This window comes from Photobacterium sp. DNB22_13_2 (assembly GCF_052873915.1).
Map to the genome: position 1 here is coordinate 1 of NZ_JBNNXU010000084.1, position 316 is coordinate 316.

Consider the following 316-nt stretch of genomic DNA (forward strand, 5'->3'; position numbering starts at 1 on the left):
GTACGCTGCGCGTCGACTTGGCGCCGGCAGCGGCCGTGCAGTAACGCAGCGCGCCCTACTTCAGCAGGCAGACCGCGCGCAGCACGGCTTCGCCTTCGGTGCTCGGTGCAACGGACTCCCAGCGGGGGTTGTCGATGTTCTTGGAGAGGATGGTGCCGTGTTGGCTGTCCTGGATCAGCGCGCTGACCGGCAGGATGCGCTCGTTCTTGCAGTCGTACACCGACGTGCGTGAATCGTATTGGTACGCCTCGCCATCGGCGAGTTTGCGCGGCGTGTCATAGGCATCGCGCGAGGTGGCACGCACGGTGCCGTCGCT

The 316-nt window shown here is 66.1% G+C and carries 1 protein-coding gene; it reads right to left on the reverse strand.

What is annotated here, in order from left to right:
* Positions 1–55: 55 nt before the first annotated feature.
* On the reverse strand, positions 56–316 hold a 261-nt coding region (locus ACVA58_RS27885), incomplete at its 5' end, for a surface-adhesin E family protein (protein WP_446513494.1).